Origin of the sequence: Variovorax restrictus, from assembly GCF_051216715.1 — a bacterium.
Lineage (GTDB): Bacteria > Pseudomonadota > Gammaproteobacteria > Burkholderiales > Burkholderiaceae_C > Variovorax.
On the sequence record NZ_JBPJZH010000001.1, the window covers coordinates 2,110,996 to 2,136,673 of the forward strand.

Below are 25,678 nucleotides of genomic sequence, written 5' to 3' on the forward strand. Positions count from 1 at the left end.
GCGCGGCCTGCGGCGCGCATGCACGGGAGGACCCAATGAACAGAATTTTGTCGATGCTAGGGCTGGAGGCACGCCTTCGCCGCCTGAAGATCGCTGCGGGCGAAGGTGCGATGGCGGCAGAGGACCGCGCGCAGTTGCTCCGCATGGCGTGGGATGCAGAGAGGCAGCGGCTGCGGTCCGTGGTCGTGCTCACCGTCGCCGTGATGGCGCTGACTACGGTCACCGTGGCGCTCCTGTCGGTCGCGATCGTGGTGCACTTCTGGGACAGCCCGCATCGCGCCACGGCTGCGTGGTGCATTGCGCTCGTCTGGGTGTTGCTCTGGGCGGGTGCGGTTGCGGCGCTGTTGTCGAACTTGCGTCGGGCGAGCGCCGCCATCGAACCTGCCAAGCTCGAACTGGCGCTTGACTGGGCGTGGATGCAAGACCGTCTGGGCATCGGCAACGCCGGCCAGCCACCTGGCACGCCGCGTCCGTCGCGCCCCGAGACGCAGGAGCAACTGCTGGCCCGTATCGCGCGTCAGCGCCAGCGCATCGCCGTGCTGACGGCCGCGAGCGACGACGAAGCGGCCCGTCCGCCGGCGCCACCGCCTGCGAACGAGACCCCCAGCGAGGCGGCAATCCGGCTGACGCGCGAGCACCCTGTGGCCGCGGCAGCAGCCGCCGTCGTCCTCGTCGCCGTCGTCAAGCCACGCCGCCTGCTGCGCTGGGCCGCCTTCGTCGCGCCGGTACTCTGGCGCATGCGCTGAATATCGATTGAGCGTCGACTGTCGGGCGTTCAGGCGCCCCGTGTGCGCAGTGCCTCGGCGACTTCGCGGACCAGCACTGGCCCGCGGTAGATGATGCCGGTGTACATCTGCACCACGTCGGCGCCGGCCGCGAGCTTGGCCTTGGCGTCCTCGCCGCTCATGATTCCGCCCACGCCGATGATCGGGAAACCGGCGCCCAGCGCGGCGCGGAACTGAGCGATCACCCGGTTGCTGGCCTCCCGTACCGGCACGCCCGACAGTCCACCCGTTTCCTCTGCATGCGGCAGGCCGGCCACTGCTTCGCGCGACAGCGTGGTGTTGGATGCGATCACGCCGTCCATGCCGTGGCGCTGCAGCGCGGCGGCGATCACCTGAACCTGCGCCTCGTCGAGGTCGGGCGCAATCTTGAGGAACAGAGGGACGCGACGGCCGTGCTGCGTGGCCAGTGCCGCACGGCGTTCGACGATCGTGGCCAGCAGCGCATCCAGCGCTTCGTCGCTCTGCAGCGAGCGCAGGTTGGCCGTGTTCGGGCTCGAGACATTCACCACCACGTAGTCGGCATGCGGGTACACGCCATCCAGGCACAGCAGGTAATCGTCGATCGCGCGTTCGATCGGTGTGCTGGCGTTCTTGCCGATGTTCAGGCCCAGCAGCATCGGCGTGCGGTCGCCTCGACCCTTGCGAAAGCGGGCGCGCTGCACGTTGGCAACGAAAGCGTCGAGCCCGTCGTTGTTGAAGCCCAGCCGGTTGATGAGTGCCTGGCGCGCGGGCAGGCGAAAGATGCGCGGCTTCGCATTGCCGGGCTGCGGCTTGGGCGTGACGGTGCCGACCTCCACGAAGCCGAAGCCCATGGCGGCGAAGGCGTCGATACAGCGGGCGTTCTTGTCCAGGCCGGCGGCCAGGCCGACGCGGTTGGGGAAGCGCAGGCCGGCGAGCGTGACCGGGTCGTCGACGCGGCTGCTGGCGTAAGCGCAGGCCAACGGCGTGTTTTGCGTGCGCGCCAGCATGCCGAGCGTCACCTCGTGCGCGTGCTCGGCATCGAGGCCGAAGAGAAAAGGGCGGGCGAGCCCGTAGAGGGACGAAAGGGACATCGGATAATTCTCGGCTTCTAAGCCCCAGGATTCTCCCCGATGACCGCTTCCTCCTCCGCTCCGCTCACCCAGGACGAACTCAAGGCCCAGGTCGGGCGCGCCGCGCTGGCCTACGTGGTGGAAGGCGAGATCGTCGGCGTGGGCACCGGCTCCACGGTCAACAAGTTCATCGAGGCGCTGGCCACCATGAAGGACCGCATCCGCGGTGCGGTGTCGAGTTCGGTGGCATCCACCGAGCGCCTGCGCGCGATCGGCATCGAAGTCTTCGACAGCAATGCGGTCGACGAACTCGCCGTCTACATCGACGGCGCGGACGAGATCGATGGCCACGGCTTCATGATCAAGGGCGGTGGTGCCGCACTCACGCGCGAGAAGATCGTGGCGGCCCAGTCGCGGTCCTTCGTGTGCATCGCCGACGCGTCCAAGCGGGTCGATGTGCTCGGCGGCTTCCCGCTGCCGGTCGAGGTCGTGCCGATGGCGGCGCGCCGCATCATGCGGCAGTTCGAGCGACTCGGCGGCATCGCGCAGGTGCGCGAGAAGGACGGTCTGCCGCTGGTCACCGACAACGGCCAGCACATCGTCGACGTGAGCGGCCTGCGCATCGTCGACCCGCTGGGCTTCGAGTCGGAGGTCAACCAGTGGCCGGGTGTGGTGACAGTCGGTGTGTTCGCGCACCAGCGCGCGACGGTCTGCCTGCTCGGGACGTCCACCGGCGTGGAAACGCTGCGCTACACCTGAGCGCCCGCAGGAAAGCCAGCCGTCAGAACTGGATGCCGGCCGGATTGCTTGGCGACCGGGGGGCCGGCGGCGGGACCGCCGGTCGTGGGCTCGTCACTGCCGTCGCTGCTGGCGCCATCGGAGCCGCCTGCTGCGCCACCATCGGCTGCGCCGGAGGGTTGCTGTAGCCGGCCGGCAACCGGATGCTCTTCGGGTAGCCCGCCGCATCAAGATACTGCGACCAGGTGGTGTCCGAGAAACCCTTGAGCTGTTGGCCACCGATGGCCAACAGCGGCAGCGAGGTCTCGCCGCTCAGGCGCTGGAAGGCTTCAACGTCCGCGGGCGTCTTCACCTGCCGCTCGTTGAAGGGCACGCCGCGCGTGCTCAGCAGCGCGCGGCCAGTGTCGCAGGGGGCGCAGTCGCCGCCGGTGTAGAGCGTGACCGGATAGCGCTGCGCGACCTGCTGCAGTTCGTAGGGCAGGCCGCCGATGGCACCGCCGCCTTCGACCGTCGACACGCTGCCGCGAGGCGCAGCAGGCTGGGCATTGGCCGCCGGCGGCTGGTCCGAAAAAACCACCTTGCCGTTCTTGTCGACCTGGCGATAAACCTGCTGCGCCGAGGTGGCACCCGCTGCGAGTGCGATGCCGAGCAGCAGAAGAGAAAGTCGGACGTGGCGTGTCATCGGGGCTCCGTGCGTCGCGTCGGGCGACGATTCGCCCGAGTATCTCTCAGGCTGGCTGCGCCTCGGCCATGCCTTGGTGACGCAACAACGCGTCGAGTTGCGGCTCGCGACCGCGGAAGGCCTTGAACGACTCCATGGCCGTGCGGCTGCCACCGGCTTCGAGGATGGCCTGGCGGTACTTGCGGCCCGTCTCGATGCTCGGCTCGCCGTTCGGCTGCGCGGTTTCCTCGAAGGCCGCGTAAGCGTCGGCGCTCAGCACCTCGGCCCACTTGTAGCTGTAGTAGCCGGCCGCGTAGCCGCCCGAGAAGATGTGGCTGAAGGTGTTGGGCGTGCGGCTGAAGGCGGGCGAGGGCATCACCGCAAACTCGGACCGCACCTGGCCCAGCAATGCCATCACACCGCCCGGCTGCGACTTGGCGGCATCGAACTCGGTGTGCAGCAGCATGTCGAACAGCGAGAACTCGATCTGGCGCAGCGTCTGCAGGCCGCTCTGGAAGTTCTTGGCCGCCGTCATCTTGTCGAACAGCTCACGCGGCAGCGGCAGGCCAGTGTCGACGTGGGCCGTCATGTGCTGCAGCACGTCCCATTCCCAGCAGAAGTTCTCCATGAACTGGCTCGGCAGCTCCACCGCATCCCACTCGACGCCGCTGATGCCGGACACATCGCGCTCGTTGATCTGCGTAAGCATGTGGTGCAGCCCGTGGCCGAACTCGTGGAAGAGGGTGGTCACGTCGTCGTGCGTGAGCAGCGGCGGCTTGCCGTCGACGCCTTCGGCAAAGTTGCACACCAGTTGCGCGACCGGCGTCTGCAGGGTGCCGGTGTCGGGGCGCAGCCAGCGGGCGCGCACGTCGTCCATCCAGGCGCCGCCGCGCTTCCCCGCCCGGGCGGAGGGGTCGAGGTAGAACTGGCCGACGCGCTGGTCGCCGCGTTCGATGCGGTAGAACTCGACCGTTGGGTGCCACACCGGCGCGAAGTCGCGGCGGATGGTCACTTCGAACAGCGTCTCGACGATCTTGAAGAGGCCGGCCATCACCTTCGGCGCCGGGAAGTACTGCTTCACGTCCTGCTCGCTGAAGGCGTAGCGCGCTTCCTTGAGCTTCTCGCCGATGAAGGTCCAGTCCCAGGGTTGGGGATCGTCCAGGCCCAGTTGCTCGGCGGCGAAGGCACGCAGGTCGGCCAGGTCGCGCTCGCCGAAGGGCTTGGCGCGGGTGCCGAGGTCGCGCAGGAACTTCACAACCTGCTCGGGCGAATCGGCCATCTTCGGCACGACCGACAGTTCACCGAAGTTGCGGTAGCCCAGCAGCTTCGCTTCTTCCTGACGCAGCGCCAGGATCTCGGTGATGAGCGCGGTGTTGTCGAAGGCCGCGTCACCGAACTCGCTCGCGCGGGTCACATAGGCGCGGTAGAGCGTCTCGCGCAGCGCGCTGTTCTTGGCGAACTGCATCGCCGGCAGGTAGCAGGGCATCTTCAGCGTGAGCTTGTAGCCGGGCTTGCCATCGGCTTCGGCCCCCGCGCGCGCGGCACCGATCACGTCTTCCGGCAGGCCTTCTAGCTCAGTCGCTTCGGCGTAGTAGGCGAAGGCGTCGGTGGCGTCGAGGGCGTTCTCGCTGAACTTCTGGCTCAACTCGGCCTGGCGTTCCTGGATGGCCGCGAAGCGCGCCTTGGCGGCGCCTTGCAACTCGGCACCGCCCAGCACGAAGTTGCGGATCGCATTGCGATGCGCCTGCTTCTGCTCGGCGTTCAGCGTGGCAGGGTCGATGGCCTTGTACTTGGCGTACAGCCGCTCGTCGGAGCCCAGGCGCGTCCAGAAGGCGGTGACGCGGGGCATGGCGTCGTTGTAGGCGGCACGCAGCGCCGGCGTGTCGGCCACGGCGTTCAGATGGCCGACCGCGCCCCAGGCCCGGCTGAAGCGCTCGGAGGAGACGTCCAGAACCTTCGAGATCGCGAGCCAGTCCGCGGGGAAGTCCGGCGCGGTGACCCTCTGCAGCGCCGTCTCGGCATCGGCCAAAAGCGTATCGACGGCCGGGGCGACATGCTCCGGCTTGATCTGGTCGAACAGCGGGAGATCGGTGAAGTCGAGGAGCGGATTGGTCATGGTTTCCATCTGGCGCCGGAGGGCGCAAGTTCAAGTCAGTGGGCGGTGCGTTCTGCGGCTTCGAGCGTGTTGACGAGCAGCATGGTGATCGTCATCGGGCCGACGCCGCCGGGCACCGGCGTGATCCAGCCGGCGACCTCCTTCACGCCGTCGAAGTCGACGTCGCCACAGAGCTTGCCTTCGTCGTTGCGATTCATGCCGACGTCGATGACGACCGCACCCGGCTTCACCATGTCGGCGGTCAACACATTGCGTTTGCCGACCGCTGCGACGATCACGTCGGCCTGGCGCGTCATGACGCCCAGGTCGGCCGTGGCGCTGTGGCAGATCGTGACCGTCGCGCTCTTGGCGAGCAGCATCAGTGCCATCGGCTTGCCGACGATGTTGCTGCGGCCGATGACCACTGCGTGCTTGCCGCGCAGTTCGTAGCCGATCGATTCGAGCATCTTCATGCAGCCGTAGGGCGTGCAGGGCCAGAAGCCGGGGGCGCCCGTCATCAGCGCGCCAGCGCTGGCGACGTGGAAACCGTCGACGTCCTTCTCGGGGGAGATGGCTTCGATCACCTTCTGTGCATCGATGTGCGGCGGCAGCGGCAGCTGCACCAGGATGCCGTGGATGGACGGGTCATGGTTGAGCGCATCGACGCGTGCGAGCAGATCGGCTTCGCTCAGGTCGGCCGGGTACTTCTCCAGCACGGAGTGCAGGCCGTTGTCTTCGCAGGCCTTGACCTTGTTGCGCACATAGACCTGGCTGGCGGGGTTCTCGCCGACCAGCACCACGGCCAGGCCTGGGGTCACGCCGCGCGCCTTGAGCGCCGCGGCGCGGGCAGCGACGTCGGCGCGTAGCGTGCGGGAGAGGGCATTGCCGTCAATGAGTTGGGCTGTCATCGTCTTTTCGATTTTCCAATTAGAAACGCCCGCTTGCGCAGGCGTCGGGAGACTTTCTGGCTATCTCGCCGATAGCAACTCAGGGCGCCTTGGCCGCAGGCTGCGCCTGGCCCAGCGCGATCTTCAGCAGATCGGCCACGGTGTTGGCGTTGAGCTTTTCCATGATGTTGGCGCGGTGCGCCTCGACCGTCTTGATGCTGATGCCGAGATCGTCGGCGATCTGCTTGTTGAGCCGGCCGGCGACGATGCGCTCGAGCACCTGCGCCTCGCGGCCGGTGAGCTTGGACAGCAGCGCGTCGCGGCTGGCCGACTGCTGATGCTGCGCGAAGGCGCCGCGCGCGTGTTCGAGCATCCGCTCGACCAGCGTGACGAGCTCGTCCTCGTTGAAAGGCTTCTGGATGAAATCCATCGCGCCCTTCTTCATCGAATCGACCGCCATCGGCACATCGCCGTGGCCGGTGATGACCACGATGGGCAGCGGCGAGCGGCGTTCGATCAGGCGGTCTTGCAGCTCGATGCCCGACATGCCGCCCATGCGGATGTCGACGATCAGGCAGGCGACCTCACGGGGGTCGTAACGGGAGAGAAAGGATTCGGCGGAATCGAAGCAGCGGACCCGGTAGTCCTTGCCTTCGAGCAGCCACTGCAGGGAGTCGCGTACGGCTTCGTCATCGTCGACGACATAGACCGTGCCCTTCTTCGGAATCAAACTCATGCGGGTACCTTTGCCTCGTCGTTTGCTACAGAACTGCTAGCGTCCATCACCGGAATCCAGAAGGAAAAACGGCATCCGACCACGTCCGGGCCATTGTAGATGTTCTCCGCCTGCATCCGGCCCCGATGCGACTCGACGATGGTGCGGCAGAGGTTCAGGCCGATGCCCATGCCTTCGGCCTTGGTCGAGAAGAAGGCTTCGTACAGCCGGTCCATCACTTCGGGGGCCAGACCCATGCCGGTGTCCTGCACCGAGAACTCGATGGCCTTCTGGTTCTCGATGACCTTGGGCAGCACCCGCAGCTCCACGCTGCGCCGGGCCAGCGGGCGCTCGGCCAGGTCGATCGATTCGGCGGCGTTCTTCAACAGATTCACCAGCACCTGCTCGATCAGGATGCGGTCCACCTGCACGATCGGCAGTCGCGCCGCCACGTAGTGGTTGAGCCGCACGTTGCGCCGGCGCAGCTCGATGCCGGCCAGCTCGACGGCCTCGCCCACCATGGTCGGCACGTCGGCGGCAGTGCGGTTGGGCTCGCTTCGCTTCACGAAGGAGCGGATGCGCTGGATGATCTGGCCGGCCCGCTGCGCCTGCTTGGCCGTCTTTTCCAGGGCCGCGAGCAGCGCGTCGGAATCGATCTGCTGGCCCTTGATGCGGGACATCATGCCGTTGCAGTAGTTGGTGATGGCGGTCAGCGGCTGGTTCAATTCATGCGCCACGCTCGAGGCCATCTCGCCCATCGTGATCAGGCGGCTTGCGGCCTGCGCGCGGTCGGCCTGTGCGGCAGCCTGTTCTTCGGCATCACGGCGCGGTGTGATGTCGGTGGCGATCACCAGCTGCGCCAGTCGACCGTCCACCCAGGTGAGGTAGCGCGAACGGACTTCCAGCCACTTGCCCAGTTCGGGCACGAAGATCTCGTTGTTGGCCGGCTGCGCGGTCGTGAGCGTGTCGATCGGCAGACCGGCGTAAGGGTCGACGTCGTCCAGCGCGTCGTCGTGCGCGGCAGAGGCCGGCACGCCGGCCTGCGCCACCATCGCGAGATGCCCGACCGTGTCGGACCCGAACCACAGCCGGTAGAGCTTGTTGGCGAACAGCAGCTCCTCGCTGCCGATGGGCGCCACCGACACCGCGGCATCGAGCGCCTCCAGCACGGTCGTGAAGCGCTCGTACGACGCCGACAGCTGTTCGCGGATGCGCGTCGGCTCCGTGATGTCGGTCATCGAGGTCATCCAGCCGGTCTGGTGGCCGCGCGCATCGATCAGCGGCGACACATACAGCCGGGCGTTGAAGACGCTGGTGTTCTTGCGCTTGACCCGCACCTGGAAGCCGCCGGGCAGGGCACGGCCATGCAGCTCTTCTTCGAGCCGCTCGTTCATGACCTCGCGGTCGGATTCGAGCCAATAGGGGAATGGGGGCTTTTGCCCGACGAGTTCGGATTCGCTCCAGCCTGTCATGGCGCAGAAGGCGGCGTTCACGTAGGTGATGCGTCCGTCGAGGTCGAGCACCCGCATGCCGGTGAGCATCGAGTTCTCCATCGCGCGGCGGAAGTTGGTCTCGGCGATCAGCGCCTGCTGTGCCTGCAGGCGGCGCCGGGTGTGGCGCCAGGTGCCGATCAGCATCCAGGCGGTCAGCACGCTGAGCGCCCCGACCAGCCAGAACAGCCCATTGCCCACCAGGCCGGGCGAGGTGCGGTAGGCCTGCGCGCGCAGCAGCACTGCATTGCCGATCGGCGACACCGGCACCTCGTACTCGTTGGTATGTTCGACCCAGGGCAACAGGCGCGTGCCTTCGGCGCGCGGGTTGACCGTGTTGCCCGCCAACACACCACCCTTTGCATCGAGCAACGCGACGGCGTAGCGCGCGCTGACCTCCGGCGGCACGCCGTAGCGCAGCAGGCTGTCGATCGAGAACTCGCCCAGCACCACGCCCGCGAACAGCCCCTGGTCGAACAGGGGGATGTGCAACTGCAGCATCGCGACCGGATCGCCCCCCGTCACCGGCTGCGAGAAGACCGGCTGGCGCAATTCACGCGCTAGCGCGTAGTTGCTCTCGATGTCGCCGGGCCGCAGCACCTCGTCCAGCACATGTTGCTGTGCCGGGTGCACGCTGGGTGCAACATAGTTGGCCTTGAAGCGCCGGCGGTCGTCGATCCAGCTGATCGCCTGCAGTTCGGGGTATTGGCTCACCAGGGATTCCGCGCGGCTGCCGAATTCCGCGGCGTCGATCTCGCGGTTGGAGGCATCGCGTGCCAGGCGCATCAACTGTTCCTGACGCTCCAGCAGCCGCAGCCGCAGCCGCTGCTGCGCATATTCGACATCGCGCTTGACGGACTCCTGCTCGCGCTCGATCTCTTCAGCGCGCAGGTACCAGAAGGCCGACACGATGGCCGCCAGGAAGAGGATGACGGCGGCCAGCGGCACCAGCATCGCGACCGAGTCCTGCAGCACCGGGGTCTGCCGACGCCACCAGCGGCGCCACCAGCCGAGCGGCGAGGCTTTCACGGCGCTGCGGGCGGCGGCGAGCGGGCTGAAGAAGGGCATCGGTCGAGTGTAGGGGAACCCCTAGTTCGCCTGACGCGAGGCCGTCTCCAAAACGGTTCAGACTGCGATGGACGGGTCTTCTCCAGAAATCCGCAGGCCAGCGTTTTCACATTAAGAAAACGATAGACACCATTTGAAATTCAGCCTGTTCTGTGCGACATTTCCGCCCAGTCAAATCCACAGCCACGCCCCAAGGAGACAAAGCATGTCGGCAAATCCCGAGAACCATTTCGGCTCGGCCGCGAACGACGCGGATGCGCAGGAAACCCGTGAATGGATGGACGCGCTGTCCGCCGTCATCCAGAGCGAGGGCCCCGAACGCGCGCACTTCCTGCTTGAACAGCTACTCGAGCATGCGCGCCAGAACAGCGTCGACCTGCCGTTCTCAGCCAACACCGGCTATGTGAACACCCTCGAGCCCGAACTCGAAGCGCGCAGCCCCGGCAACCTGGAGATCGAACAGCGCTTGCGCGCCTACATGCGATGGAATGCGATGGCGATGGTGGTCAAGGCCAACCGCCTGCATCCGGCCGACGGCGGCGACCTGGGCGGCCACATCGGCTCCTTCGCATCGCTGGCCAGCATGTTCGGTGCCGGCTTCAACCATTTCTGGCGTGCCGAGAGCGAAGGCCACGGCGGCGACTGCCTGTACATCCAGGGTCACGTGTCGCCCGGCATTTACGCGCGCGCCTACCTCGAAGGCCGCCTGAGCGAAGACCAGCTGCTCCACTTCCGACAGGAAGTCGACGGCAAGGGCCTCTCGAGCTACCCGCACCCGAAGTTGATGCCCGAGTTCTGGCAGTTCCCGACGGTGTCGATGGGCCTCGGTCCGCTCATGGCGATCTACCAGGCGCGCTTCCTCAAGTACCTGCACGCCCGCGGCATCGCGAACACCGAGAACCGCAAGGTGTGGGTGTTCTGCGGCGACGGCGAAATGGACGAGGTCGAATCGCTCGGCGCCATCGGCCTGGCCGCGCGCGAGAAGCTCGACAACCTGATCTTCGTGATCAACTGCAACCTGCAGCGCCTCGACGGCCCGGTGCGCGGCAACGGCAAGATCATTCAGGAGCTCGAGGGCGAGTTCCGCGGCGCCAACTGGAACGTGATCAAGCTGATCTGGGGCAAGGGCTGGGACGCCCTGCTGGCCGCCGACAAGGACGGCGCGCTGCGCAAGATCATGATGGAGTGCAACGACGGCGACTACCAGGCCATGAAGGCCAACGATGGCGCCTACGTGCGCAAGAACTTCTTTGGCCGTGACCCGCGCACGCTCAAGATGGTCGAGCACCTGAGCGACGACGAGGTCTGGAACCTGCAGCGCGGCGGCCATGATTCGCAGAAGGTGTACGCCGCCTTCCACGCGGCGCAGAACCACCAGGGCCAGCCCACCGTGCTGCTCGTCAAGACCGTCAAGGGCTTCGGCATGGGCAAGATCGGCGAAGGCAAGAACAACGTCCACCAGACCAAGAAGCTCGGCGACGAAGACATCAAGGCCTTCCGCGACCGCTTCAACATCCCGATTCCCGACAGCCAGCTCGCCGAGATCCCGTTCTACAAGCCGGCCGACGACACGCCGGAGATGAAGTATCTGCACGAACGCCGCAAGGCGCTGGGCGGGTACCTGCCACACCGCCGCGTCAAGGCGGACGAGAGCTTCACCGTGCCGGCGCTGGAGACCTTCAAGGCGGTGCTCGAGCCGACGGCCGAGGGCCGCGAGATCTCGACCACGCAGGCCTATGTCCGCTTCCTCACGCAGCTGCTGCGCGACCAGGCGCTGGGCCCGCGCGTCGTGCCGATCCTGGTCGACGAGGCGCGCACCTTCGGCATGGAAGGGCTGTTCCGCCAGATCGGCATCTACAACCCCGCGGGGCAGCAGTACACGCCGGTCGACAAGGACCAGGTCATGTACTACAAGGAAGACAAGGCCGGCCAGATCCTTCAGGAAGGCATCAACGAAGCCGGTGGCATGTCGAGCTGGATCGCAGCGGCCACGTCGTACAGCACGAACAACCGCATCATGGTGCCGTTCTACGTGTACTACTCGATGTTCGGCTTCCAGCGCATCGGCGACCTGGCCTGGGCGGCCGGCGACATGCAGGCGCGCGGCTTCCTGCTGGGCGGCACCTCGGGGCGCACCACGCTCAACGGCGAAGGCCTGCAGCACGAAGACGGCCACAGCCACATCCTGGCCAACACCATCCCGAACTGCGTGAGCTACGACCCGACCTTCGCGCACGAGGTCGGCGTGATCCTGCACCATGGCTTGAAGCGCATGGTGGAGAAGCAGGACAACGTCTACTACTACCTCACGCTGCTCAACGAGAACTACGCGATGCCCGGCCTGCAGCCCGGCACCGAAGAGCAGATCCTCAAGGGCATGTACCTGTGCAAGCAGGGCCCGGTGGTCAAGCCGGCCAAGGGCGCCAAGGAAGCACCGACGGTGCAGCTGCTCGGCAGCGGCACCATCCTGCGCGAGAGCATCGCCGCGCAGGAACTGCTCGAGAAGGAATGGGGCATCAGCGCCAGCGTCTGGAGCTGCCCGAGCTTCAACGAGCTCACGCGCGACGGCCAGGATGCCGACCGCTGGAACCTGCTGCATCCGACCGACACGCCGCGCGTGCCGTTCGTGGCGCAGCAGCTCGCGGCCAGCACCGGCCCGGTCGTCGCATCGACCGATTACATGAAGGCGTACGCCGAGCAGATCCGCCCGTTCATCCCGAAGGGTCGGACATACAAGGTGCTGGGCACCGACGGCTTCGGCCGCAGCGACTTCCGCAGCAAGCTGCGCGAACATTTCGAGATCAACCGCCACTTCATCGTGGTGGCCACGCTCAAGGCGCTGGCCGAAGACGGCACGCTGCCGGCCTCGAAGGTCGCCGAAGCCATCCAGAAGTACGGCATCAACGCCGACAAGGTCAACCCGCTCTACGCGTAACCCAGCCCGAACAACCGATGCGCCCGACGGGCGGGAGACAGAGATATGGCAGCAGTGGAAGTGAAAGTGCCGGACATCGGCGATTTCGACGAAGTCGCGGTGATCGAGGTGTTGGTGAAGGTGGGCGATACGGTGAAGGCCGAGCAATCGCTGATCACCGTGGAATCGGACAAGGCGTCGATGGAGATCCCGTCGTCGACCGCCGGCGTCGTGAAAGAACTCAAGGTCGCGGTGGGCGACAAGGTCAAGCAAGGCTCGGTCGTAATCGTGGTGGACGCCGAAGGCGCCGCTGCAGCACCACCGGCCGCAGCGCCTGCCGCTGCCGCGCCTGCGCCCCAGGCCGCGCCCGCGCCGGCGCCGGCTGCGGCCACACCGGTCGCCGCGCTGGCCGGCCCGGTTGAGGTGAAGGTGCCGGACATCGGCGACTTCAAGGACGTGTCCGTCATCGAAGTGCTGGTGAAGCCGGGCGATGCCATCAAGGCCGAACAGTCGCTGATCACCGTGGAGTCGGACAAGGCGTCGATGGAGATTCCGTCGTCGGCGGCCGGCACGCTGAAGGAGATGAAGGTCAAGGTCGGCGACGTCGTGAACATCGGTGACCTGATCGCGGTGCTCGAAGGATCGGCGGGTGCGGCACCTGCACCCGCAGCTGCTTCGGTGCCCGCCGCGGCAGCGCCCACGGCGGCCACGGCCAGCGCGTCGGCACCCGCGCCCAGCGCCGCGCCTGCCGCACACGACACCACGACCCCACCGAGCGGCAACCTGCCGCACGCGTCGCCGTCGGTGCGCAAGTTCGCACGCGAACTCGGCGTGCCGCTGGAAGAGGTCAAGGGCTCTGGACTCAAGGGTCGCATCACGCAGGAAGATGTCCAGGCCTTCACCAAGGCGGTGATGAGCGGTGCCGCCAGCACCAAGGCCGCGGGCGCCAAGGCGCCCGCGGGTGGTGGCGATGGCGCGGCGCTGGGCCTGATCCCCTGGCCCAAGGTCGACTTCGCGAAGTTCGGCACGGTCGAGCGCAAGGAGCTGTCGCGCATCAAGAAGCTCAGCGGCGCGAACCTGCACCGCAACTGGGTGATGATCCCGCACGTCACGAACAACGACGAGGCCGACATCACCGCGCTGGAAGCCTTCCGCGTGGCGACCAACAAGGAAAACGAGAAGTCGGGTGTCAAGGTGACGATGCTGGCCTTCGTGATCAAGGCCGTGGTCGCGGCGCTGAAGAAATTCCCCGAGTTCAACGCCAGCCTCGACGGCGACACGCTGGTCTACAAGCAGTACTACAACATCGGCTTTGCCGCCGACACGCCCAACGGGCTGGTGGTGCCGGTGCTGAAAGATGCCGACAAGAAGGGCATCCTGCAGATCAGCCAGGAGATGGGCGAACTCGCCAAGAAGGCGCGCGACGGCAAGCTCGGCGGGGCCGACATGCAGGGCGGCTGCATGTCGATCAGCTCGCTGGGCGGTATCGGGGGCACGCACTTCACGCCCATCATCAACGCGCCCGAGGTCGCGATCCTGGGCCTGTCGAAGAGCGCGATGAAGCCGGTGTGGGACGGCAAGCAGTTCGTGCCGCAGCTCACGCTGCCGCTGTCGCTGTCGTACGACCATCGCGTGATCGACGGGGCCTCCGCGGCGCGCTTCAACGCGTACCTCGGCCAGGTGCTCGCCGACTTCCGCCGCGTGCTGCTCTGAAAAGGAACCTGAGATGAGTGAACAACAGATCAAGGTTCCGGACATCGGCGACTTCGACGAAGTCGCGGTGATCGAGGTGCTGGTGAAGGTCGGCGACACGGTGAAGGCCGAGCAGTCGCTGATCACCGTGGAGTCGGACAAGGCGTCAATGGAGATCCCGTCGTCGGCGGCCGGCACGGTGAAGGCCGTGGCGGTGAAGGTCGGCGACAAGGTCAAGCAGGGCTCGGTGGTGCTGACGCTGGAGGCGGCCGAAGGTGCTGCGGCGCCGGCCGCGACGCCTGCAGCATCGGCAGCCGCTCCTGCGCCGAAGGCTGCAGCGCCCGCGCCTACCGCGACGGCACCCGCGCCCGTGGCTTCGAGCTACAGCGGCGACGTCGACCAGGAATGCGACCTGCTGGTGCTGGGAGCCGGCCCGGGCGGCTATTCGGCCGCCTTCCGCGCAGCCGACCTCGGCCTGAAGGTCGTGCTGGTCGAACGCTACGCCACGCTGGGCGGCGTCTGTCTGAATGTCGGCTGCATCCCGTCAAAGGCGTTGCTGCACGTCGCGGCCGTGATGGACGAGGTCAAGCACTTCGCGGCGCTGGGCGTCGACTTCGGCGCGCCGACGGTTGATCGCGCCAAGCTGCTCGGCCACAAGAACAAGGTGGTGGGCAAGCTCACCGGTGGCCTCACGGCCATGGCCAAGATGCGCAAGGTCACGACCGTGCGCGGCCTGGGCGAGTTCGTCGATGCGTACCACCTCAAGGTGCAGGAAACTTCGGGCAGTGGCAGCGCGACGACCGACAAGGCGCAGACCATCAAGTTCCGCAACTGCATCATCGCGGCCGGCTCGCAGGCGGTGCACCTGCCGTTCATGCCCAAGGGCGATCCACGCGTGGTGGACTCGACCGGTGCGCTGGAAATGGGCATTGACCCCAAGCGCATGCTCATCCTCGGCGGCGGCATCATCGGGCTGGAAATGGGTTCGGTGTATTCATCACTCGGCGCGCGCCTGGACGTGGTCGAGATGATGGATGGCCTGATGCAGGGTGCGGATCGCGACCTGGTCAAGGTCTGGCAGAAGATGAACGCCCCGCGCTTCGACAACATCATGTTGAAGACCAAGACCGTCGGTGCCGAGGCAACCAAGGAGGGCATCAAGGTCATGTTCGAGGGCGAGAACGCGCCCAAGGAGCCGCAGGTGTACGACCTGGTGTTGCAGGCCGTCGGCCGCACGCCCAACGGCAAGAAGATCGGTGCCGAGAAGGCCGGCGTGGCCGTGACCGACCGCGGCTTCATCAACGTGGACATCCAGATGCGCACCAACGTGCCCCACATCTTCGCGATCGGCGACATCGTCGGCCAGCCGATGCTGGCGCACAAGGCGGTGCACGAGGCCCATGTGGCGGCCGAAGTGATCGCTGGCGAGCAGAAGGGCGACAAGGAACTGGCGAGCGCCGCCTTCAATGCACGTGTGATCCCGAGCGTGGCCTACACCGACCCCGAGGTGGCCTGGGTCGGCCTGACCGAAGACCAGGCCAAGGCCGAAGGCATCCAGGTCAAGAAGGGCCACTTCCCGTGGAACGCCTCGGGCCGTGCCATTGCCAATGGCCGTGACGAAGGCTTCACCAAGTTGCTCTTCGACGCGGAAACGCACCGCATCCTGGGTGGCGGCATCGTCGGCACGCACGCGGGCGACATGATCGGCGAGATCGCGCTGGCCATCGAGATGGGCGCTGACGCCATCGACATCGGCAAGACTATTCACCCGCACCCGACGCTGGGCGAGAGCATCGGCATGGCGGCGGAAGTGGCGCATGGCAGCTGCACCGACCTGCCGCCGGTCAAGCGCTGAGTCAGTCCGGGGCGTCCAACAAAAAACCCGCCGACGGCGGGTTTTTTTGTCAGGGCGTGATGGCTGTGGCTACTTGACCGCCGCGCGCGTCGCTTCTTCTTCGGTGGACAGCACGCGGCGGGCGCCATCGAAGCGGCGCTTCCAGTAGCTGCCGTTCATGTCTTCCACGCGCACCTGAGCACCGGTGCGTGGCGCATGAATGAACTTGCCTTCGCCGACATAGATGCCCACATGGCTGAAGGCGCGGCGCATGGTGTTGAAGAACACCAGGTCGCCCGGCTTGAGTTCGTTGCGGTCGATCTTCTCGGTAGCGGCAGCCTGTTCTTCGGCGCGACGCGGCAGGAGATGGCCGACCGTCTGATTGTACATGGCGCGGACGAAGCCGCTGCAGTCGAAGCCGCTTTCGGCGGTGTTGCCGCCGCGGCGGTAGGGAACACCCAGGAAGCCGATGGCAGTGACCACCAGATCGGAGGTCCGTTCGACCACACTTTGACGAACTTGCTGAAGCTGACCGATCAAACCCTTGTCGGCGATCATCCGGTCTATGTCATCCGATCGGTCGGCCGCGGGGGCGGCGTGGGCAGCGCCCGCGACAAGGAAGGAGGCGAGGAGAAGGGAAAAACGCATGGGTTCGTAGGATAGGGATGACAGCGCAGAGTGTCAATTTCAAGCGAATTCGCGATTTTGCATGCAAATGCTTGTCACCAATCATGTTTTTGATTTTTTCAATGATGTGACATGTAAAGCTTCACAGGCGCGGAAATATCTTGTGACAGATGTGTAGCGCGAAGGTTTACTAATTGCATCCATTCTTTGCTTCCGCCGGAAGCAGATTGTCAAATCGACCATTGGAAGTAGAAATGAATGTGAAATTCGGGCGGTGGTTTGTTTTCGGTCTGATGGTCGGCGGCTTCGCTGCTGCGGGTTCTGCGATGGCGCAGCTCAGGACGGAGCGCGTGGCGAGCGGCTTGGAGAACCCCTGGGCGGTCGCGTTCCTGCCGGACCGGCGCTTTTTGGTCACCGAAAAAGCCGGACGGCTCCGCGTCGTCGGTGCCGATGGGCGAATCGGTGGGTCGGTCTCCGGGCTGCCGGCCATCGCGGCGGGCGGGCAGGGCGGCCTGCTGGACGTCGTGGTGGACCGCGCCTTCGCCAGCAATCGCACCGTCTATATCTGCTTCTCGGAACCCGAAGCAAATGGCCCGGGCAACAGCACCGCGGTGCTGCGGGCCACGTTGTCGGGCGACGCCACGCGCCTGGAAAATGTCCGGGTGATCTTCAGCCAGCGTCCCAAGGTGGCCAGTCGGGCGCACTTCGGCTGCCGCGTCGTCGAGGCGCGCGACGGCACGCTGTTCGTCACGCTGGGCGACCGCTACAGCCGCAAGGAAGACGCGCAGAAACTCGACAACCACATCGGCAAGGTGGTGCGCATCCAGAAGGATGGCGCCGCACCGGCCGACAACCCCTTCGTGGGTCGTGCCGGCGCGCTGCCCGAGATCTGGAGCTACGGCCATCGCAACGGGCAGGGCGCGACGCTCGGCCCCGATGGCCGTGTCTGGATGCACGAGCATGGTCCGCAGGGCGGCGACGAGATCAACGTGCCGCAGGCCGGCAAGAACTACGGCTGGCCGGTCGTCACCTACGGCGAGAACTACGGCGGCGGAAAGATCGGTGACGGCCTCACGACCAAGGACGGCATGGCGCCGCCGCTGCACTACTGGGTGCCGTCGATCGCGCCGTCCGGCATGGCGTTTCTGACGAGCGACCGCTACGGCCCGGCCTGGAAGGGCAACCTTTTCGTGGGCTCGCTGAAGTTCGGCTACCTGAACCGGATCACGCTCAAGGACGGCAAGGTCGTCGCCGAGCAGAAGCTGCTCGAAGACGGCCGCGCCCGCGTCCGCGATGTGCGCCAGGGGCCAGACGGGTTGCTCTATGTGCTGACGGATGAGTCGGACGGCAAGTTACTGCGGTTGCAGCTGCAGTAAGGCGCCTCAACCTGGGCAGCGCGGCAGGGGCAGGGTCGGCAGTAGCGCCTGCCATAGGCGAAGCCAGGGCGCCCAGTCGTGGCCGCCTGGCGTGGTGAAGACCTGCGACGAGGGCAACTTTCCCGCCAGAACGCCGTTGCTGCCGGCGAAGCGATCGGCCGTGCCGTAGCCCAGGTAGAGCGGCGGACGCCCGGGCGCCGCTTCGGCGTAGCCGTCCAACCAGGGCCAGATGCGCGCTTCACCGAGGTAGGGCGCCAGCGCTACCAGGCCGGCGACATCCGATGGATGTTCTTTCGCGTAGATCAAGCCACCGAAGCCGCCGAGCGAGATGCCCGCGATCCAGATCGTGCGATAGCCGCGTGCCTGTGCGGGCGCGATCACGTCCTGGCGCAGCCGCTCGACGAAAGTGTTGCGCTCGTAATAGTTCAGGTGCGCATCCACGCGCACGACGTCGACGGCCAGGCGTGCGTCGTTCACGGCCTGCACGAAGCCCTCGCGCACGAACTCGTCGGGGTGCGAATACACACCGGGCAGCAGCACGATCAGCGTGTCGGCGTGCAGGGCGCATCGGCTGGCGTCGGTCTGCGTGTACAGCGGCGCGTCGGCGGAGCGCCAGGACGCGCAGCCCGCGAGCGCCCAGGCCAGCACGCCGAGTGCGATGACGCGCAGGCAGGATGGCCGCGCGATACGGTCTAATTCCGCATCGCGCCGGGCGGCTGTGCGCCCCGGCGTTTTTTCGAAGGATTTCCTCATGCTGCTCGATGTCTCCGTTTCCCAGTTGGTCTTGATCGATTACCAGGCCCGCCTCATGCCCGCCATCTTCGAAGGCGAGGCCGTGGTGGCCAACGCCGTGCGTCTCGGCCAGATCGCGAAGATGCTCGACGTGCCGGTGTGGGGCACCGAGCAGAACCCGTCGAAGCTGGGCGAGAACGTGCCGGAGGTGCGTGCACTGTGCCAGCGTTCGCTCGCCAAGATGCATTTCAGCGGTGTGGAGGAAGGTCTGGGCGAGTGGTTGCGGCCGCCGGCCAAGGCGCCGCAGGGCAATGCACGCAGCCTGCCCAAGCACCTGCAGAAGCCGATCACCGGCGGGCAGGACGAGCGCAACACGATCGTGGTGGCCGGCTGTGAAGCGCATGTGTGCCTGCTGCAGACGGCGCTCGACCTGCTGGAAGACGAGTTCGAGGTCTGGGTCGTGACCGACGCCTGCAGTTCGCGCACCGAGCGCAACCGCGACGCTGCCTTCGACCGCCTGGCCGGCGCCGGCGCCGAGCTGGTGACCACCGAGATGGTCGGCTTTGAATGGCTGCGCACGGCGGAGCACCCGGCCTTTCGCGAGTACCAGTCGCTGATTCGTTGACGCAGATCAAGGCCACGGCATGTGCGGAGCCTCGCGCCAGGAAAGGCGGGGCCTTCGTGTCAGCGTCCTGCAAGCGCCGGCACCAATCATGAATTGAGATCCCGCATCCGAGCGGGACGATGCCGGAGACAAACCCCATGCCGACCCCGACCGCTTCCTACAGCGACTTCTATCGCCGCTCCATCGACGACAGCGAGGCCTTCTGGTCCGAGCAGGCCGCATTCATCGACTGGGAAATGCCGCCCCAGCAGATCCTGGATGCGAGCAACCCGCCCTTCGCGCGCTGGTTCGTCGGCGGCACCACCAACCTTTGCCACAACGCCGTCGATCGGCATCTCGCCTCACGCGGCGACCAGCCGGCGCTGATCTGTGTGTCGACCGAGACCGGCAGCGAGCGCAGCTACAGCTTCCGCGAACTGCACGTGGAGGTGCAGCGCACCGCCGCCAGCCTGCTGGCGCTGGGTGTGAAGCGCGGCGACCGCGTGCTGATCTACATGCCGATGATCGCGGAGGCCGCTTTCGCGATGCTGGCCTGCGCGCGCATCGGCGCCGTGCACTGCGTCGTGTTCGGCGGCTTCGCCAGCGGCTCGCTCGCCTCGCGCATCGAGGACGCCGAGCCGACGGTCGTGGTCAGCGCCGATGCCGGCTCGCGCGCCGGCAAGGTGATCGCGTACAAGCCTTTGCTCGACGAGGCGATCCGTTTGTCCAAGCACAAGCCGGCCGCCGTGCTGCTGGCCGACCGGGGGCTGGCGCCGATGGATCTGGTCGGGGGCCGGGACCATCTCCTGCGCGATCTCGCCGCGCAGCATGCCGACGCGACGGTGCCCTGCACCTGGCTCGAATCCACCGAGATCAGCTACACCATCTATACCAGCGGCACCACCGGCAAGCCCAAGGGCGTGCAGCGCGACACGGGCGGCTACGCGGTCGCGCTCGCCGCGAGCATGCAGCACATCTTCGATGGCCGAGCCGGCGAGACCTACTTCTCGACCAGCGACATCGGCTGGGTCGTGGGCCACAGCTACATCGTCTACGGGCCGTTGATCGCCGGCATGGCGACGATCATGTACGAAGGCCTGCCGACGCAGGGCCTGGACGGCCAGCCCGACGGTGGCATCTGGTGGCAATTGGTCGAGAAGTACAAGGTGACCGTCATGTTCAGCGCGCCCACGGCGGTGCGCGTGCTCAAGAAGCAGGACCCTGGGCTGCTCAAGAAATACGACCTGTCGAGCCTGCGCGCGTTGTTCCTGGCCGGCGAGCCGCTGGACGAGCCGACGGCGCGCTGGATCAGCGATGGGCTGGGCGTGCCGATCATCGACAACTACTGGCAGACCGAGTCGGGCTGGCCGATCATCACGATCGCCAACGGCGTAGAAAAGAAGCCCAGCAAGTTCGGCAGCCCCGGCGTGCCGATGTATGGCTGGCGCGTGAAGATCGTCCATGAATCGACCGGCGAAGAACTGACCGCGCCCGGCGAGAAGGGCGTGGTGGTGGTCGAAGGTCCGACGCCGCCGGGCTTCATGCAGACGATCTGGCGCGACGACGCACGCTTCGTCAACACCTATTGGAAGAGCATCCCCGACCGGATGGTCTATTCGACCTTCGACTGGGGCATTCGCGACGCCGACGGCTATTTCTACATCCTGGGCCGGACCGACGACGTCATCAACGTCGCGGGCCATCGGCTCGGCACACGCGAGATCGAAGAGGCGATCTCGGGCCACCCCGCCATCGCCGAGGTGGCGGTCGTCGGCGTCGCGGATGCGCTGAAGGGGCAGGTGGCGGTGGCCTTCGCGGTCACAAAAGACGGAACCGCCGGCCCCGCGCTGGAAGGCGAGGTCATGAAGCGCGTGGCCGATGACCTCGGTGCACTGGCACGGCCGGCGCGGGTGCATTTCGTGACCGCGTTGCCCAAGACGCGCAGTGGAAAATTGCTGCGGCGCGTCATTCAGGCGGTGTGCGAAGGCCGCGACCCGGGGGACATCACGACCATTGACGACCCGACCAGCCTGCACAAGATCCAGCAACTGCTCGACCGTTGAGGTCTTGCTACCACACTCGGGCGCCGTCACAGGGCTGACGTGGCACAATGCCATCGTACTCAGGCCCTTCCCTAGCCACAGTCGCATCCGCCAACCGGTCCAGCCGTGCCGCGGAAGGTTTCTTAAACCAGCTAATGCTTCCTCCAGGGAAGCGAAAGTCAGCGGAACATGAGCGACTCTTCGCCCGTCTATCAAGCCTATCAAGGCAACACCTACCTCTTCGGCGGCAATGCGCCTTATGTCGAAGAGATGTACGAGAACTACCTCGAGAACCCCGGCAGCGTGCCCGACAACTGGCGCTCGTATTTCGATGCGCTGCAGCACGTGCCCGCCGCCGATGGCAGCAATGCGCGCGACGTGCCGCACCTTCCCGTCGTCAATGCCTTCGCCGAGCGCGCGAAGCAGGGGACGACCCGGGTCGTCCAGGCCAGCGGTGCCGACTCCGAACTCGGCCGCCAGCGCACGGCCGTCCAGCAGCTGATCGCGGCCTATCGCAACGTCGGTGCCCGCTGGGCCGACCTCGATCCGCTCAAGCGCACCGAGCGCCCGGCGATCCCTGAACTCGAGCCGTCGTTCTACGGCCTTCGCGATGCCGACCTCGAAACGGTGTTCAACACGAGCAACACCTTCTTCGGCAAGGACACCATGTCCCTGCGCGATCTGCTCAACGCCCTGCGTGAGACGTACTGCGGCACCATCGGTGTCGAGTACATGTACACGACCGACCAGAACCACAAGCGTTGGTGGCAGCAAAAGCTCGAGACGGCACGCACCAACCCGAAGCTCAATGCCGAGCAGAAGAAGCATGTGCTGGAGCGCTTGACGGCCGCCGAAGGCCTGGAGCGCTTCCTCCACACCAAGTACGTCGGCCAGAAGCGCTTTTCGCTCGAAGGCGGCGAAAGCTTCATCGTGTCGATGGACGAACTGATCAACGAAGCCGGCGTCAAGGGCGTCCAGGAAATCGTGATCGGCATGGCCCACCGTGGCCGCCTGAATGTGCTGGTCAATTCGCTCGGCAAGATGCCGGCTGACCTGTTCGCCGAGTTCGACCACACCGCCCCCGAAGACCTGCCCAGCGGCGACGTGAAGTACCACCAGGGCTTCAGCTCCGACGTGAGCACGCGCGGTGGCCCGGTTCACCTGAGCCTCGCGTTCAACCCTTCGCACCTCGAAATCGTCAACCCGGTGGTCGAAGGCTCGGTGCGCGCCCGCATGGACCGCCGCGGCGACCCGCTCGGCAAGCAGGTGCTGCCGATCATCGTGCACGGCGACGCGGCCTTCGCCGGCCAGGGCGTCGTGATGGAAACGCTGGCACTCGCCGAAACGCGTGGCTATTCCACCGGCGGCACGGTGCACATCGTGATCAACAACCAGATCGGCTTCACCACCAGCGACCCGCGCGACAGCCGCTCGACGCTGTACTGCTCGGACATCGTCAAGATGATCGAGGCGCCGGTGCTGCACGTGAACGGCGATGACCCCGAAGCGGTGGTGCTGGCCACCCAGCTCGCGCTGGACTTCCGCATGGAGTTCCAGAAGGACGTGGTCGTCGACATCATCTGCTTCCGCAAGCTGGGCCACAACGAGCAGGACACGCCGTCGCTCACCCAGCCGCTGATGTACAAGAAGATCGCCCAGCACCCGGGTACGCGCAAGCTGTACGCCGACAAGCTGGCTGCGCAGGGCCTGGGCGACACGCTCGGCGACGACATGGTCAAGGCGCAGCGCGCCGCGTTCGACGCCGGCAAGAACACGTCGGACCCGGTGCTCACCAACTTCAAGAGCAAGTACGCGGTGGACTGGAGCCCCTTCCTCAACAAGAAGTGGACCGACGCCGGCGACACCGCCATCCCGACGGCCGAGTGGAAACGCATCGCCGAGAAGATCACCACGGTGCCGGCCGGCTTCACGGTGCACCCTCTGGTGAAGAAGGTGCTGGACGACCGCGCAGCCATGGGCCGCGGCGACGTCAACGTCGACTGGGGCATGGGCGAGCACATGGCCTTCGCCTCGCTGGTGGCCAGCGGCTACCCGGTGCGCCTGTCCGGCGAAGACTCGGGCCGCGGCACCTTCACGCACCGACACGCGGTGCTGCACGATCAGAACCGCGAGAAGTTCGACACCGGCACCTACACGCCGCTGCAGAATGTGGCCGAGAACCAGGCCCCGTTCGTCGTCATCGACTCGATCCTGTCCGAAGAGGCCGTGCTGGCCTTCGAGTACGGCTACGCGTCGAACGACCCGAACACGCTGGTGATCTGGGAAGCGCAGTTCGGCGACTTCGTCAACGGTGCTCAGGTCGTGATCGACCAGTTCATCGCCTCGGGCGAAGTGAAGTGGGGCCGCGTCAACGGCCTGACCATGATGCTGCCGCACGGCTACGAAGGCCAGGGCCCGGAGCACAGCTCGGCGCGCCTGGAGCGCTTCATGCAGTTGTCGGCCGACACCAACATGCAGGTGGTGCAGCCGACCACGGCCAGCCAGATCTTCCACATCCTGCGCCGGCAGATGGTGCGCAACCTGCGCAAGCCGCTGGTCATCCTCACGCCCAAGTCGCTGCTGCGCAACAAGGACGCGACCTCGCCGCTGTCCGAGTTCACCAAGGGTTCGTTCCAGACCGTCATCCCAGACGCGAAGGACCTGAAGGCCGACAAGGTCAAGCGTGTGATCGCCTGCTCGGGCAAGGTCTACTACGACTTGGCCAAGAAGCGCGAAGAGAGGGGCACCGACGACGTGGCGATCATCCGTGTCGAGCAGCTCTACCCGTTCCCGCACAAGGCTTTCTCTACCGAACTGAAGAAGTACCCGAACCTGGTCGACGTGGTGTGGTGCCAGGACGAACCGCAGAACCAGGGTGCCTGGTTTTTCGTGCAGCACTACATTCACGAGAACATGTCCGAAGGCCAGAAGCTGGGCTACTCCGGTCGTGCCGCTTCGGCGTCGCCGGCGGTCGGCTATTCGCACCTGCACCAGGAGCAGCAGAAGGCGCTGGTCGATGGCGCATTCGGCAAGCTCAAGGGTTTCGTCCTCACGAAGTGAGCCGGCTCCTACCCATCCATCCCACCAATAAATAAAAGTCGGAGCACTCTCCAAAATGTCTATCGTTGAAGTCAAAGTTCCTGAGTTGTCGGAATCGGTGGCCGAAGCCACCATGCTCACCTGGAAGAAGAAGGCCGGCGAAGCCGTCGCCATCGATGAAATCCTGATCGAGATCGAAACCGACAAGGTCGTGCTCGAAGTGCCGGCGCCGTCGGCCGGCGTGCTGGCCGAGATCGTGCAAGGCGACGGTGCCACGGTGACGGCCGGTCAGGTCATCGCCAAGATCGACTCCGAAGGCAAGGCCGGCGCCGCAGCGCCCGCAGCCGCCGCACCGGCTCCCGCTGCTGCCGCAGCCGCACCGGCCCAGGCCGCTGCGGCTGCCACCGGTGGTTCCAAGTCCGACGTCGCCATGCCCGCGGCTGCCAAGCTGCTGGCCGACAACAACCTGTCGACCGGCGACGTGGCCGGCTCGGGCAAAGACGGCCGTGTGACCAAGGGCGACGTGCTCGGCGCCGTCGCCTCGGGCACGACCGCCAAGGCGCCCGCCGCCGCACCGGCACCGGCCGCCAAGCCCGCGCTGCAGCAAGTCGCTGCCCCATCGAGCCCGAAGGACCTGGGCGAGCGTCCCGAGCAGCGCGTGCCGATGAGCCGCCTGCGCGCGCGCATCGCTGAACGTCTGCTGCAGTCGCAGTCGACCAACGCGATCCTGACCACCTTCAACGAAGTCAACATGGCCCCGGTCATGGAGATGCGCAAGAAGTTCCAGGACCAGTTCACCAAGGAACACGGCGTGAAGATCGGCTTCATGAGCTTCTTCGTGAAGGCCGCGGTGCATGCGCTGAAGAAGTTCCCGGTCATCAACGCCTCGGTCGACGGCAACGACATCGTCTACCACGGCTACTTCGACATCGGCATCGCCGTCGGTTCGCCGCGCGGCCTGGTGGTGCCCATCCTGCGCAATGCCGACCAGATGAGCTTCGCCGAGATCGAGAAGAAGATCGCCGAGTTCGGCAAGAAGGCGCAAGACGGCAAGCTGGGCATTGAAGACATGACCGGCGGCACCTTCTCCATCTCCAACGGCGGCACTTTCGGTTCGATGCTGTCGACGCCCATCATCAACCCGCCGCAGTCGGCCATCCTGGGCGTGCATGCGACCAAGGACCGCGCGGTGGTGGAGAACGGCCAGATCGTCATCCGCCCGATGAACTACCTCGCCATGTCGTACGACCACCGCATCATCGACGGCCGCGAAGCTGTGCTGGGCCTGGTCGCCATGAAGGAAGCGTTGGAAGACCCGTCGCGCCTGCTGTTCGACATCTGAGAGAAC

At 66.2% G+C, this 25,678-nt stretch carries 18 protein-coding genes; 10 read left to right on the plus strand and 8 right to left on the minus strand.

The window, feature by feature from the left end:
• Nucleotides 1–35: 35 nt before the first annotated feature.
• Complete coding sequence (locus ACSFA0_RS09985) at nt 36–746, plus strand: phage holin family protein (RefSeq protein ID WP_435450028.1); 711 nt, start codon at nt 36–38, stop codon at nt 744–746.
• A gap of 29 nt (nt 747–775) precedes the next feature.
• Here the strand turns inward: ACSFA0_RS09985 and ACSFA0_RS09990 are convergent, their stop codons facing one another.
• A complete protein-coding gene (locus ACSFA0_RS09990) occupies nt 776–1,837 on the minus strand; it encodes a quinone-dependent dihydroorotate dehydrogenase (RefSeq protein ID WP_435450029.1) in 1,062 nt (353 codons plus the stop codon).
• A 39-nt stretch (nt 1,838–1,876) separates the two neighbouring features.
• On the opposite strand from ACSFA0_RS09990, the gene rpiA reads away from it, so the two are divergent.
• Nucleotides 1,877–2,575 carry a ribose-5-phosphate isomerase RpiA gene (rpiA, locus tag ACSFA0_RS09995; protein WP_435450030.1) on the plus strand — a complete coding sequence of 233 codons (699 nt, stop codon included), beginning with the start codon at nt 1,877–1,879 and terminating at the stop codon, nt 2,573–2,575.
• A 22-nt stretch (nt 2,576–2,597) separates the two neighbouring features.
• Here rpiA and ACSFA0_RS10000 read toward each other — a convergent pair whose 3' ends face one another.
• The 5 genes from ACSFA0_RS10000 to ACSFA0_RS10020 form a co-directional block, all read right to left on the minus strand.
• Nucleotides 2,598–3,236 (minus strand): glutaredoxin family protein, encoded by a 639-nt coding sequence (locus ACSFA0_RS10000; RefSeq protein ID WP_435450031.1) that lies wholly within the window; start codon nt 3,234–3,236, stop codon nt 2,598–2,600.
• 46 nt (nt 3,237–3,282) lie between these two features.
• Nucleotides 3,283–5,331, minus strand: coding sequence for a M3 family metallopeptidase (locus ACSFA0_RS10005; RefSeq protein WP_435450032.1), 2,049 nt, complete (start codon nt 5,329–5,331; stop codon nt 3,283–3,285).
• Nucleotides 5,332–5,366: 35 nt separating this feature from the next.
• Entirely contained in the window at nt 5,367–6,218 is an 852-nt protein-coding gene (gene folD / locus ACSFA0_RS10010; RefSeq protein WP_435450033.1) for a bifunctional methylenetetrahydrofolate dehydrogenase/methenyltetrahydrofolate cyclohydrolase FolD, read from the minus strand.
• 79 nt (nt 6,219–6,297) lie between these two features.
• Complete coding sequence (locus ACSFA0_RS10015) at nt 6,298–6,933, minus strand: response regulator transcription factor (protein ID WP_435450034.1); 636 nt, start codon at nt 6,931–6,933, stop codon at nt 6,298–6,300.
• On the minus strand, nt 6,930–9,470 hold the full coding sequence (locus tag ACSFA0_RS10020) for a PAS domain S-box protein (protein WP_435450035.1): 2,541 nt from the start codon (nt 9,468–9,470) through the stop codon (nt 6,930–6,932). The genes ACSFA0_RS10015 and ACSFA0_RS10020 overlap by 4 nt, the downstream gene beginning before the upstream one ends.
• A 205-nt stretch (nt 9,471–9,675) precedes the next feature.
• Between ACSFA0_RS10020 and aceE the strand changes: the two genes are divergently transcribed.
• The 3 genes from aceE to lpdA are packed head-to-tail and all read left to right on the plus strand — an operon-like array spanning nt 9,676 to nt 15,931.
• Nucleotides 9,676–12,405: a pyruvate dehydrogenase (acetyl-transferring), homodimeric type gene (gene aceE, locus ACSFA0_RS10025; protein ID WP_435450036.1), complete on the plus strand. Its 2,730-nt coding sequence runs from the start codon at nt 9,676–9,678 to the stop codon at nt 12,403–12,405.
• 45 nt (nt 12,406–12,450) lie between these two features.
• Nucleotides 12,451–14,097 carry a dihydrolipoyllysine-residue acetyltransferase gene (aceF, locus tag ACSFA0_RS10030; protein ID WP_435450037.1) on the plus strand — a complete coding sequence of 549 codons (1,647 nt, stop codon included), beginning with the start codon at nt 12,451–12,453 and terminating at the stop codon, nt 14,095–14,097.
• 13 nt (nt 14,098–14,110) lie between these two features.
• A complete protein-coding gene (lpdA, locus tag ACSFA0_RS10035) occupies nt 14,111–15,931 on the plus strand; it encodes a dihydrolipoyl dehydrogenase (protein WP_435450038.1) in 1,821 nt (606 codons plus the stop codon).
• Between the two features lie 69 nt (nt 15,932–16,000).
• Here the strand turns inward: lpdA and ACSFA0_RS10040 are convergent, their stop codons facing one another.
• On the minus strand, nt 16,001–16,558 hold the full coding sequence (locus tag ACSFA0_RS10040) for a C40 family peptidase (RefSeq protein WP_435450039.1): 558 nt from the start codon (nt 16,556–16,558) through the stop codon (nt 16,001–16,003).
• Between the two features lie 272 nt (nt 16,559–16,830).
• Between ACSFA0_RS10040 and ACSFA0_RS10045 the strand changes: the two genes are divergently transcribed.
• Nucleotides 16,831–17,913, plus strand: coding sequence for a PQQ-dependent sugar dehydrogenase (locus tag ACSFA0_RS10045; protein WP_435450940.1), 1,083 nt, complete (start codon nt 16,831–16,833; stop codon nt 17,911–17,913).
• Between the two features lie 6 nt (nt 17,914–17,919).
• Here the strand turns inward: ACSFA0_RS10045 and ACSFA0_RS10050 are convergent, their stop codons facing one another.
• On the minus strand, nt 17,920–18,666 hold the full coding sequence (locus tag ACSFA0_RS10050; protein ID WP_435450040.1) for an alpha/beta hydrolase: 747 nt from the start codon (nt 18,664–18,666) through the stop codon (nt 17,920–17,922).
• On the opposite strand from ACSFA0_RS10050, the gene ACSFA0_RS10055 reads away from it, so the two are divergent.
• The 4 genes from ACSFA0_RS10055 to odhB all read left to right on the plus strand — a co-directional run bounded on the left by ACSFA0_RS10055 (nt 18,665) and on the right by odhB (nt 25,672).
• The gene (locus ACSFA0_RS10055) at nt 18,665–19,270 is read left to right on the plus strand and encodes an isochorismatase family protein (RefSeq protein WP_435450041.1); all 606 of its coding nucleotides are present in this window, start codon (nt 18,665–18,667) and stop codon (nt 19,268–19,270) included. The two genes, ACSFA0_RS10050 and ACSFA0_RS10055, sit on opposite strands and share 2 nt — an antisense overlap.
• Before the next feature lie 137 nt (nt 19,271–19,407).
• Nucleotides 19,408–21,312, plus strand: coding sequence for a propionate--CoA ligase (locus ACSFA0_RS10060; protein WP_435450042.1), 1,905 nt, complete (start codon nt 19,408–19,410; stop codon nt 21,310–21,312).
• A 168-nt stretch (nt 21,313–21,480) separates the two neighbouring features.
• On the plus strand, nt 21,481–24,351 hold the full coding sequence (locus ACSFA0_RS10065; protein ID WP_435450043.1) for a 2-oxoglutarate dehydrogenase E1 component: 2,871 nt from the start codon (nt 21,481–21,483) through the stop codon (nt 24,349–24,351).
• A 55-nt stretch (nt 24,352–24,406) separates the two neighbouring features.
• Entirely contained in the window at nt 24,407–25,672 is a 1,266-nt protein-coding gene (gene odhB / locus ACSFA0_RS10070) for a 2-oxoglutarate dehydrogenase complex dihydrolipoyllysine-residue succinyltransferase (protein WP_435450044.1), read from the plus strand.
• The last annotated feature ends 6 nt before the right edge of the window (nt 25,673–25,678 follow it).

Excerpts from the sequence above, each read along its gene's own strand:
- ACSFA0_RS10020 (WP_435450035.1), bottom strand. The coding sequence starts at position 9,470 with ATGCCCTTCTTCAGCCCGCTCGCCGCCGCCCGCAGCGCCGTGAAAGCC.
- ACSFA0_RS10065 (WP_435450043.1), top strand. The coding sequence starts at position 21,481 with ATGAGCGACTCTTCGCCCGTCTATCAAGCCTATCAAGGCAACACCTAC.
- ACSFA0_RS10005 (WP_435450032.1), bottom strand. The coding sequence starts at position 5,331 with ATGACCAATCCGCTCCTCGACTTCACCGATCTCCCGCTGTTCGACCAG.
- folD (WP_435450033.1), bottom strand. The coding sequence starts at position 6,218 with ATGACAGCCCAACTCATTGACGGCAATGCCCTCTCCCGCACGCTACGC.
- rpiA (WP_435450030.1), top strand. The coding sequence starts at position 1,877 with ATGACCGCTTCCTCCTCCGCTCCGCTCACCCAGGACGAACTCAAGGCC.
- ACSFA0_RS10050 (WP_435450040.1), bottom strand. The coding sequence starts at position 18,666 with ATGAGGAAATCCTTCGAAAAAACGCCGGGGCGCACAGCCGCCCGGCGC.
- ACSFA0_RS10055 (WP_435450041.1), top strand. The coding sequence starts at position 18,665 with ATGCTGCTCGATGTCTCCGTTTCCCAGTTGGTCTTGATCGATTACCAG.
- aceE (WP_435450036.1), top strand. The coding sequence starts at position 9,676 with ATGTCGGCAAATCCCGAGAACCATTTCGGCTCGGCCGCGAACGACGCG.
- ACSFA0_RS09990 (WP_435450029.1), bottom strand. The coding sequence starts at position 1,837 with ATGTCCCTTTCGTCCCTCTACGGGCTCGCCCGCCCTTTTCTCTTCGGC.
- lpdA (WP_435450038.1), top strand. The coding sequence starts at position 14,111 with ATGAGTGAACAACAGATCAAGGTTCCGGACATCGGCGACTTCGACGAA.
- ACSFA0_RS10000 (WP_435450031.1), bottom strand. The coding sequence starts at position 3,236 with ATGACACGCCACGTCCGACTTTCTCTTCTGCTGCTCGGCATCGCACTC.
- ACSFA0_RS10045 (WP_435450940.1), top strand. The coding sequence starts at position 16,831 with ATGGTCGGCGGCTTCGCTGCTGCGGGTTCTGCGATGGCGCAGCTCAGG.
- ACSFA0_RS09985 (WP_435450028.1), top strand. The coding sequence starts at position 36 with ATGAACAGAATTTTGTCGATGCTAGGGCTGGAGGCACGCCTTCGCCGC.
- ACSFA0_RS10040 (WP_435450039.1), bottom strand. The coding sequence starts at position 16,558 with ATGCGTTTTTCCCTTCTCCTCGCCTCCTTCCTTGTCGCGGGCGCTGCC.
- ACSFA0_RS10015 (WP_435450034.1), bottom strand. The coding sequence starts at position 6,933 with ATGAGTTTGATTCCGAAGAAGGGCACGGTCTATGTCGTCGACGATGAC.
- aceF (WP_435450037.1), top strand. The coding sequence starts at position 12,451 with ATGGCAGCAGTGGAAGTGAAAGTGCCGGACATCGGCGATTTCGACGAA.
- odhB (WP_435450044.1), top strand. The coding sequence starts at position 24,407 with ATGTCTATCGTTGAAGTCAAAGTTCCTGAGTTGTCGGAATCGGTGGCC.
- ACSFA0_RS10060 (WP_435450042.1), top strand. The coding sequence starts at position 19,408 with ATGCCGACCCCGACCGCTTCCTACAGCGACTTCTATCGCCGCTCCATC.